Annotated in this window: 11 protein-coding genes and 1 pseudogene; 8 read left to right on the forward strand and 4 right to left on the reverse strand. The window is 73.2% G+C overall.

All coding sequences use genetic code 11. From position 1 onward, the window contains the following. Both ACZ7HT_RS29675 and ACZ7HT_RS29680 read right to left on the reverse strand, forming a co-directional pair. A partial coding sequence (locus ACZ7HT_RS29675) for an acyl-CoA dehydrogenase family protein (protein ID WP_146250805.1) occupies nt 1–107 on the reverse strand: 107 nt, incomplete at its 3' end. A 148-nt stretch (nt 108–255) separates the two neighbouring features. After that, a complete protein-coding gene (locus ACZ7HT_RS29680) occupies nt 256–936 on the reverse strand; it encodes a ScbR family autoregulator-binding transcription factor (RefSeq protein ID WP_471171504.1) in 681 nt (226 codons plus the stop codon). A gap of 128 nt (nt 937–1,064) precedes the next feature. On the opposite strand from ACZ7HT_RS29680, the gene ACZ7HT_RS29685 reads away from it, so the two are divergent. Both ACZ7HT_RS29685 and ACZ7HT_RS29690 read left to right on the forward strand, forming a co-directional pair. Beyond that, entirely contained in the window at nt 1,065–2,018 is a 954-nt protein-coding gene (locus tag ACZ7HT_RS29685; protein WP_471171506.1) for a ScbA/BarX family gamma-butyrolactone biosynthesis protein, read from the forward strand. A gap of 34 nt (nt 2,019–2,052) precedes the next feature. After that, a complete protein-coding gene (locus ACZ7HT_RS29690) occupies nt 2,053–3,006 on the forward strand; it encodes an NAD-dependent epimerase/dehydratase family protein (RefSeq protein WP_471171508.1) in 954 nt (317 codons plus the stop codon). Between the two features lie 13 nt (nt 3,007–3,019). On the opposite strand, the gene ACZ7HT_RS29695 is transcribed toward ACZ7HT_RS29690, so the two are convergent. Both ACZ7HT_RS29695 and ACZ7HT_RS29700 read right to left on the reverse strand, forming a co-directional pair. Continuing rightward, a complete protein-coding gene (locus ACZ7HT_RS29695; protein WP_471171509.1) occupies nt 3,020–3,670 on the reverse strand; it encodes a ScbR family autoregulator-binding transcription factor in 651 nt (216 codons plus the stop codon). Between the two features lie 80 nt (nt 3,671–3,750). Beyond that, complete coding sequence (locus tag ACZ7HT_RS29700) at nt 3,751–4,263, reverse strand: hypothetical protein (protein WP_471171511.1); 513 nt, start codon at nt 4,261–4,263, stop codon at nt 3,751–3,753. A 413-nt stretch (nt 4,264–4,676) separates the two neighbouring features. Between ACZ7HT_RS29700 and ACZ7HT_RS29705 the strand changes: the two genes are divergently transcribed. From ACZ7HT_RS29705 to ACZ7HT_RS29730, 6 genes and pseudogenes are all read left to right on the forward strand, one after another. Beyond that, nucleotides 4,677–6,206, forward strand: a complete 1,530-nt coding sequence (locus tag ACZ7HT_RS29705; protein ID WP_471171513.1) for a vanadium-dependent haloperoxidase — start codon at nt 4,677–4,679, stop codon at nt 6,204–6,206. A 47-nt stretch (nt 6,207–6,253) separates the two neighbouring features. Next, nucleotides 6,254–6,793, forward strand: a complete 540-nt coding sequence (locus ACZ7HT_RS29710) for an HPP family protein (RefSeq protein WP_471171515.1) — start codon at nt 6,254–6,256, stop codon at nt 6,791–6,793. 40 nt (nt 6,794–6,833) lie between these two features. After that, nucleotides 6,834–7,739: a sulfurtransferase gene (locus ACZ7HT_RS29715; protein ID WP_471171517.1), complete on the forward strand. Its 906-nt coding sequence runs from the start codon at nt 6,834–6,836 to the stop codon at nt 7,737–7,739. Further along, on the forward strand, nt 7,732–8,148 hold the full coding sequence (locus ACZ7HT_RS29720; protein WP_471171519.1) for a cupin domain-containing protein: 417 nt from the start codon (nt 7,732–7,734) through the stop codon (nt 8,146–8,148). Before ACZ7HT_RS29715 ends, ACZ7HT_RS29720 begins: the two co-directional genes overlap by 8 nt. 101 nt (nt 8,149–8,249) lie before the next feature. Continuing rightward, nucleotides 8,250–8,723, forward strand: coding sequence for a cobalamin B12-binding domain-containing protein (locus ACZ7HT_RS29725; RefSeq protein ID WP_471171521.1), 474 nt, complete (start codon nt 8,250–8,252; stop codon nt 8,721–8,723). After that, nucleotides 8,720–9,112, forward strand: a pseudogene (locus tag ACZ7HT_RS29730) (methylaspartate mutase); the annotation flags it as partial. The gene ACZ7HT_RS29725 and the pseudogene ACZ7HT_RS29730, both read left to right, overlap by 4 nt.

Genomic DNA, 9,112 nt, shown 5'->3' on the forward strand with positions numbered 1-9,112 from the left:
ACCGCCGCCGCGAACGGAACGATCTTCGCCTCCGCGAGGGCACGCACCGACTCCCGGAGCATGTCGTGCTCCTCCGAGGGCCGATACAGGTCGAAGTCCTTACCCATGATGGAGCTCCCCTAGACGCTTGTGGCACTGAGTACCCTCAGCAAAACACACTCAGTGCCATATACGCCAGAGCGCCCCGACACTGTTCTGTGTCGGGGCGCTCTGATTCCGTGTCGAGGGGCTGGAAGAACCGGTCGGTCGGTTTTCTCAACCCTCGGTTTCCGTGGAGTTCGCCGCGTCTCTGCGGTGCCATTCCGCGTCGTAATCGGCACCGAGCTTCCGTCCGTACTCCTCCGTCAGGCCGAGCCCGGTCAGCAGCGCCGGCGTGCAGATGCTCGGCATGAAGTGCCGGAGCAGCACCGAGACCCGGTGGATCAGGTCTTTGCGGTCGCACAGGATCTGGGACATCGCCTGGACCCCGGAGAAGGCGCCCGAGAACAGCGAGGCCGTGTCCGTCACGTCGACGTGGACGAGCAGCTCGCCGCGCGCCTTCGCGACCATCAGGATCTCCGAGACCTGATCGATCCACGCCTGGAACGGGGCGACCCGGTCGACTCCCGTGGCGCCACTGTCGAGGGCCAGGGCGACGCTCGCCCGCACGAGCGCGTCGCGCTGCAGCCGATGGGCCAGCAGGAACGCCTGGTCCGCGAGCTCCTGGAGCTTGATCGCCTGCGGGGGCAGCGGGATGTCGAGCATCTGCGCGTCGAGCACTCCGAGGGCGAGGTCTTCCTTGGAAGCAAAGTGGAAATAGAGGGCTCCCTTGGTCACCCCCGCCCGCACCAGGATCTCTCCGATGGTCGTGCGCTCATAGCCCCGCTCGGCGAAGACGGCCGCGGCCGACTGCAGGATCGCCTGCCGGGTCTTTATCGCGCGCGCTTGCTGCGCCAAGGCGCCTCCCGCTGTATCGCTGTCTGTGCTCGTGGTGTGACGTGAAGCATTGAAAAGAAAACCGGGCTGTACGTATTCTAATCCGGGCGGACACGCCGCCCTGGGGCGCGGGGATGCTAGGGGGATCCATGGATCAGAACCTTCGAAGAGCGACGCCGACACGCGTCCCCGGGGAGTTCGTTCACCGATCGGATCCCACGGACATCATCCCCACCGGGTGGACCCGGCTGACGGAGAACCGGTTTTCCGTCTCCGCTCGCTGGCTCGCCGCACATCCCTTCTTCTCTCCGGTGGCAGGGGACCGGCACGACCCCGTACTGGTGGCCGAGACGATACGCCAGACGACCATGCTGCTCGCTCATGCCGAATTCGGGGTACCCGTCGAGGATCAGTTCGTCATGTGGGGCCTCCACTACACGGCCGACGCCGAGTCGCTCGCCTTCGAAGGACCCTGCTCCGACATCACCGTCGACGTCATCTGCTCGGACCTCGACATCCGCCGCGGCAGTCTGCGGAACATCCGTACGACCGTGGTGCTGACCCGCGACGGCCGGCACCTCGCCACCGGCGGCGCCCAGGCACGCTGCACCTCCGCCCTCGCCTACCGCAGGATCCGGGGCGAGCGGATGGCCGCGCTCGGCCGTCCCGTCCCGCTGCTCCCGGCCGTCGCGCCGGAGCTGGTCGGCCGTGAGCACGCCGAGGACGTCGTCCTGGCCCCGGGGACCCGCCCCGGCCAGTGGCAGCTGCGCGTCAACACCGGCCACTCCACCCTCTTCCGGCGCCCGAACGACCACGTGCCCGGGATGCTGCTCCTCGAAGCCGCCCGGCAGTCGGCGACGGCGACCCTGGGCAGCAGGGCGTACCTCCCGACCGACATGGACGTGTCGTTCTCGCGGTACGCCGAACTCGACATCCCCTGCTGGATCGAGACCGAGATCCTGCCCGGCTCCGACCCCGGGACGGCCACCGTCCGGGTCACCGGCCTGCAGGACGGAGAGCCCGTCTTCCTCTGCGCGCTCTCCGCCCCGTCCCGGGACCTCGCGGTGGCCGGAGCCGGTCTCGACACCTGCCTGACGGGCTGAGCAGCACCGCAACGGAACAGAACAGAACGGAACCATGGGGCCTCGCATACTGATCACCGGCGCGACCGGATTCATCGGCGGCCGGGTGGCGGCGACCGCCGCGGCCTCGGCCGGACCGGCGCGCGTACGGCTGCTCGCCCGCCGCCCGCTCACCCGTCCGGCGGCCCCGGGTGTCGAGGTCGTCCCCGGCGACCTCCGCGACCCCGACTCGCTGCGCCGCGCCTGCGAGGGGACCGACGTCCTGATCCACTGCGCCTCGGCGATCGGCGCGGACGAGGACCTGGCCCGCGCCGTCAACGACGAGGGGACCCGGGCCCTGGTCGACGCGGCCGTACGCGCCGGGGTGACCCGGATCGTCTCCCTGAGCACCGCCTCCGTCCACGGCCGCGGCCCCTTCCGCGCGGCGGCGCCCGGCACCCTGCCGCTCGCCCCGGGCTCGGCGACCAGCCGCACCCGGGCGGCGGGGGAGCGGTACGTCCTGGACGCGGGCGGGACCGTGCTGCGCCCCCACCTCGTGTACGGCACGGGGGACCGGCAGCTGATGTCCGGCATCGTCCGGCTGCTCGCCGCCCTGCCGGGCCCGCTCGACGGGGGCTCCTCGCTGCATTCCCTGATCGACGTGGACAGCCTGGCGGGGGCCCTGCTCGGCGCGGCGCTCTCCCCGGGGACGCGGCCGGGCGCCCACTACGTCAACCACCCGGAGCCGGTGCCGGTGGCGGAACTGCTCGCGGCCGCCGAGACGCTCCTCGACGGGCGGGCCGGGACCCGGGGGCCCGCGGTGGACATCGCCGAGGCCCGGGAGCTCCTCGCGGACCTCCCCTTCGCACAGCACCACCTCGCGATGCTCGCCACCGACCACTGGTTCGAGGACGAGCGCCCCTGGCGGGAGTGGGGCCGGGAGCCGGGGCCGGGCTTCGCCGCGACGATCGCGCACCACCTGCCGTGGTACCGGGCCCACGTGGACGTCTCGGGCGGCTACAGGCACTGACCGGTCCCGACCCTCAGGCGACGGGCGCGGGGGCGAGGCCGGGCACGGCCGGGCTGCCCGCGGGTTCGAGTCCGGCGAGCGACCCCGGGTCCGCCACCATCGGCAGCAGCGTGCGCCACAGGCTCGTGACGGAGCGGGGCGAGAGCCACTCGTCGTTGTCTCGGCAGAGGGCCTCCAGGCCGATCGTGGCGGCCACGATCATGCGGGCGAGGTCCTGCTGACGCCCGATGCCGGCGGCGAGCAGGCCCTCGTCGGCCGCCTCCGCGAGCCGCTGCTGCACACAGCTCTGCCATTCCTGGCGCAGATTGAGCTCCGTACGGGAGTCGTCGGCGCAGCTCAGCCGGAACCCGGCGCGGACGACGACGTCGTCGCGGAGCAGCCTGGCCAGGGCGTGCGAGGTGTCGGCCAGGTTCTGCAGGGCGTTCGACCGTCGTCCGTAGACGATCCGGGCGGTCCGGCGCAGGGTGGCGCAGGCCTCGTCCTCGACGGCGAAGGCGATCGCCGCCTTGTTCTCGAAGTGGAAGTGGAGCGCCCCGGGGCTCACGCCCGCGCCCGAACTGATCGCGGACAGGGTGGCCAGGGCGTAGCCGTTCCGCTCGAACTCCCTGGCCGCCGAACGGATCAGCGCGTCACGGGTCCGTGTGGCCCGCTCTTGTTTGGTCACCCCTGGCCCCCGTAGCCCCGTGCCGACGTCAAACCGACTGAGCGGTATTGTACGGGGCTTTGGTATGCCTTGGTGTGCGTTCAGGACGCTTCGGTGAACGCGACTCCCGGACGCCTCGGGTGGGTGAGGACCACGACCGCGCCGGCGAGCAGCACCACGTTCTTGACGACGAACTCGCCCACCAGCGTGAGCAGCAGCGGGTTGGCGTGGGCGAAGGCGACCGCCGGGGTGAGGACGAGTACCGCGAAGGTGCCGCAGAGGTGGGCGGTGAGCACCGGGAGCGCGGCGGCGCGGGCGCGGCCCGACACCAGCCAGACGCCGAGGGCCACCTCCGCCCAGCCGAGCGCGGGCACGAACCAGCCTCCGGCGGGGAACGGCAGGACGGCGACGACGAGCGCGGCCGCCGGGCTCAGCCCGATGACCTTGAGCACGCCGAACCACACGAACACCCCGCCGAGGCCGGCCCGGAGCATGCCGAGGCCGTAGCGGTGGAGCCGTGGCGCGAGCCGGTCGAAGGCGCCGGTGCGGGGCGGCGGTGGCGGCGGCGGAGCGGTGGTCGTGACGGGAGGCGAGAGTTCGGAGGAAACGGTCATGGGCGGGCATCTCCAACACGAGTCGACGCGGGGCCGGGCGGGGCGGATCGAGGCCGGACGGGCGAGCCGGGCGGGGCGGATCGAGGCCGGACGGGCGAGCCGGACAGGGCGGTTCGAGGCCGGACGGGGGAGCCGGACAGGGCGGTTCGAGGCCCGGGCGGGGGCCGGGCGGGGCGGGCGGACCGATCGGATCACGCCGGAATCGCGGCCGGAGGGGTGGACGCCGTGGACCCACGCTAACGAGCTTCCGAGGCCCCCGGCGACGCCCATCGCTTCCTTGCATGCCCGCGATGGAAGAAGTCGATCGGCCGTTGCCGGGACCGATCACATCTCGCCAGCCTGAGGACTGTTCGAGTGTGCGATCGATCGAACCGAGTCCGTCCGCTCCCGGCCGTCTGCGAAGGAATCCCCGGATGACCCACCGTCCCGCCACCCCCGCCCGCACCCCGCTCACCCGGCGCCGGGTGCTCACCACGACCGCCGCCGCGGCCGGCGCGTTCGCCCTGACCGGCACGGCCGCCCGGGCCGTTCCCACCAGCTTCGAGGCCGAGACCCGCACCGGCCGCCGCGCCCCCGGCGCCGTCGCCGACCCCAGCGTCGTCATCCGCTGGAACCAGGCCGCGATGGACGCGATCCTCGGCCGCTACCACGCCGCCGGCAACCGCTTCGGCCCCGCCACCGTGAACGCCCGCGCCCTCGCGATCGTCCACAACGCCATCTACGACGCCTGGGCGTGTTACGACCGCCACGCCGTCGGCACCCGCTTCGGCGGCTCCCTGCGCCGCCCCCGCGCCGAGCGGACCCTCGACAACAAGAACGAGGCCATCAACTACGCGGCGCACCTCGCCCTGCTCGACCTGTACCCCGAGTACAAGGTCGCCATCGACTCGATGCTCACCAGCCTCGGCGGCGACCCCGAGCTCACCGACCCCCGCCCGTACAGCCCCGCGTGGATCGGTCTCCGCACCGCCCGCGCCGTGATCGAGTACCGGCACGCCGACGGCGCCAACCAGCTCGGCACCCCCGCGTACTCCGACACCACCGGCTACCAGCCGCGCAACAGCCCGCAGATCGCCGGCGCCTTCGACCCGGCCACGGTCACGGACCCGGCGCACTGGACCCCGCTGATCGTGAACGGCAAGACGCAGAAGTACCTCACCCCGCAGTTCGCGGTGATGCAGCCCTTCGCGCTGAGCCGCCCCGACCAGTTCACGGTCCCCGCCCCGCCCGCGTACCCCTCCGTCCGCATGACGGCCGCCATCGAGGAACTCCTCGACATCAGCGCCAACCTGACGGACGAGCACAAGGCGATAGCCGAGTTCTGGCTCAACGACGACGTCACCCCGCCCGGCGCGCAGCAGATCTGGGGACGGTACGTCTCCGCCCGCGACGGGCACGGCGTCGACGAGGACGCCAAGCTCTTCTTCGGCCTCAACATGGCCGAGTGCGACGCCGCCATCGGCTCCTGGGCGGTCAAGGCCCAGTACAACTTCGCGCGTCCCTCCACCCTCGTCCCGTACGACCGGCGCGGGCAGCAGATCCGCTCCTGGGGCGGCCCCGGGCAGGGCACCGTCACCATGGACGGCGTGAACTGGCAGGCGTACGTGGCCGTTCCGCCGTTCCCGTCCACCGTCTCCGGACACAGCACCTTCTCCGGCGCCGCCTCCGAGTTCCTCCGCCGCTTCACCGGCTCGGACTCCTTCGGCGACTCGTACCGCTTCAAGGCGGGCGCCTCCACCGTCGAGCCCGGCCTCACCCCGCGCACCGACGTCGTCCTGCACTGGTCCACCTTCAGCGAGGCCGCCCACCAGGCCGGCATCTCCCGCGTGTACGGCGGCATGCACTGGAGCTTCGACAACGAGCCCGGCATCGAGATGGGCCACCGCATCGGCGAGGTCGTCCACCGCAAGGCCATGCGCTACTTCAACGGCTCCCACCGCTGAGCCGGCCGCCGTCGATCCGCCCCCGCCCGTCGCACGAGGAGTACACCGTGAGCAACCAGACCCAGACCCCCGCGGGTGCGGCGGCCCCGCCCGCCCCGAGCCGATGGGCGGGCGGCGCCCCGCCCTTCCCCGGCCCCCGCCCCGCCGTGCTCGGCAGCCTCGCCACCGTCGTGTCGCTGCTGATCCTCGTGGCGCTCGGCGAGGCCACCGGCCACGTCCTGATGATCGCCCCGCTCGCCGCCACCGCGATGATCGTCTGCAGCACCCCTGCCCTGCCCCCGGCCCAGCCCCGGGGCGTCCTCCTCGGCCAGCTCGGCTCCGGCGCCCTCGGCCTCGTCGCGGTCGCCGTCCTCGGCCACTCCCTCTGGGTGGCCGCCCTCGCCGCCGGCCTCAGCGTCGGACTGATGCTGCTGCTGCGGGCCGTCCACGCACCCGCCGCCGCCACCGCCGTCCTCGCCGTCCTCCAGGACCCCGCGCCGCTGCGCTTCCTCGTCCTGCTGGCCGTCGGCAGCGCCCTGCTCGTCCTGGTGGGCCTCGTCGCCTCGCGGCTCGGCGCGATCGGCAAGTACCCGTCGTACTGGTGGTGACCCCCACCCCCCTCCCGCCCACACCCTCAACGGAGCCACCATGAACCGAGACGGACTGCTCGTCAGCTGCGAGCAGCTCATGGAGCAGCTGCGCAACCCGACGACCGGGGACGAGCGCACGGTCCTCGTCGAGATCACCGACGGCGGCGGCTCGGGGGGCCGGATCCCCGGATCCGTCCGCCTCGACTGGACCCGCGACCTCCAGGACCCGGTACGCCGGGACCTCATCGGCCCCGAGGCCTTCGCCGCGCTCCTCGGCCGGCACGGCATCACCCCCGATCACACCGTGGTCTTCCTCAGCGGCAACAACAACTGGTGGGCCGCCGCCGGATACTGGCAGTTCCGGCTGTACGGCCACCGGGAGCTGCGGCTCCTCGACGGCGGCCGGGCCCGCTGGGAGGTGCTCGGCGGCCCCCTCACCGGGGACCTCCCCGAGCGCGCGCCCGTCAGCTACCCCGTACCCGCCGTCGACGAGACCGTCCGCGCCCGCCGCGAGGACATGCTCGACCACATCGGCCGTCACCAACTCCTCGACGTGCGCTCCCTGGAGGAGTACCTGGGGCAGAGCAACACCCCGCCCGGCGTCCCCGAGGACCTCGGCGTGCGGTGCGGGCACGCGCTCTCCGCCGAACACATCCCGTGGAACACCGCCGTCCGCGCCGACGGCACCTTCCGCGGCCGGGACGAACTGGCCGCCGCCTACGCGGCCGTCCGCAGCGACGCCCCCACCGTCCTGTACTGCCGGGTCGGCTGGCGCTCCGCCCACAGCTGGTTCGTCCTCAGCGAGCTCCTCGGGCTCCCCGACGTCCGCAACTACGACGGCGCCTGGCGCGAGTTCGGCTCGCTCATCGGCGCCCCCATCGTCAACGGCCCCAAGCCCTGGGGCCCCGACGGCATCCCGTCCCTCGTCGCCCAGCGCGCCCCGGAGGTCCCCGCCCATGCCTGACGTCACCGTCTTCCGCGATGTGCTCCGCAACGGCTTCGACCAGACCGAACTGCCCTGGGTGCCCTGGACCGAACCCGGCCGCGCCGGCGTCGAGTACGTCGTGCTGTGGGGCCCCGACCCCGCCCAGGACCGGGACTCCGCCTCCCTGCTGCTGCGCTTCCCGCCCGGCGCGCACGGCGACTTCCACGAGCACCTCGGCCACGAGCTGATGCTCGTCCTCGACGGCACCCTCGACCACAGCGACGGGCGCCGCTTCCACCGCGGCGACCTCGTCGTCGAGGAGCCCGGCACCCGCCACCAGATGTCCAGCGCCGAGGGCTGCACCGTCCTCGCCGTCCGCGCCCGCCCCGCCGCCGCCCGCACACCGAAGCCGGGCGAGATCACCACGGGCGTCGGCGCCGCCGCCTGACCCACTCGAACACCCCGAGGCCGCCGGGCGCTTCACACAGGCCCGGCGGCCGTTCCATACCCGCGCCCGCCCGTCCCCCGCCCCTTCCGGAGAGAGACGCCATGACACCGTCCGCACGGCCTCAGTCCCTGCGCAGTCCCCAGCCCTCCCGCCGGGTCCTGCTCACCACCGGTTCCTCCGACGCCCACACCTGGAACCTGGTCCACCTCCAGCTCCTCCTGGAGGAGCACGGGCACTCCGTGCTCAACCTCGGCCCCTGTGTCCCCGAGCAGCTGCTCGTCGACACCGTCGCGATGACCGCCCCCGACCTCGTCGTCTTCTCCTCCGTCAACGGCCACGGCCACCAGGACGGCCTGCGCGCCGCCCGCGCCCTGCGCGCCGACGACCGGACCCGCTCCGTGCCGATGGTCATCGGCGGGCTCCTCGGCATCTCCCCGGAGGGCGCCTCCACCCGTACCGCCGAACTCCTCGACGCCGGATACGACGCGGTGTACCCGGACGGGACCCCGCCCACGGCGCTGCTCCGCCGGCTCGCCGGCCGCGACGGCGCGTGTAGAGGGAGGGCAGCGGCGTGACCGTCCTCGCCCCGCCCCCGACGCGGCCCCCGACACCGCCCCCGATCGCCCCCGGAGACCTCGGCGCCTTCGTCCAACAGTCCGCCGACGCCGGAGAACTGGTCGTCCAGCCCCGCATGGGCATGGCGGGACCCGGGGACATGGCCCGCGGAGTCGCCGCCGTCGCCGCCCTGCCCGAACGGACCGTCGCCACCCTCACCATCGATAGCTACACCCGCGTCGGCGACCACGCCGCCGCCACCGCCGCTCTCCGCGCCGGCCGCCCCCTCAACGGCTTCCCGCTCGTCAGCCACGGCCCGAGGACCGGCGCGAAGGTCGCCGCCGCGGCCGGCCGCGGCACCCCCGTCCAGGTCCGGTACGGGTCCCCAAAACCGATGGGCACCTTCCTC

The organism is Streptomyces sp. NPDC037410 (assembly GCF_055602235.1).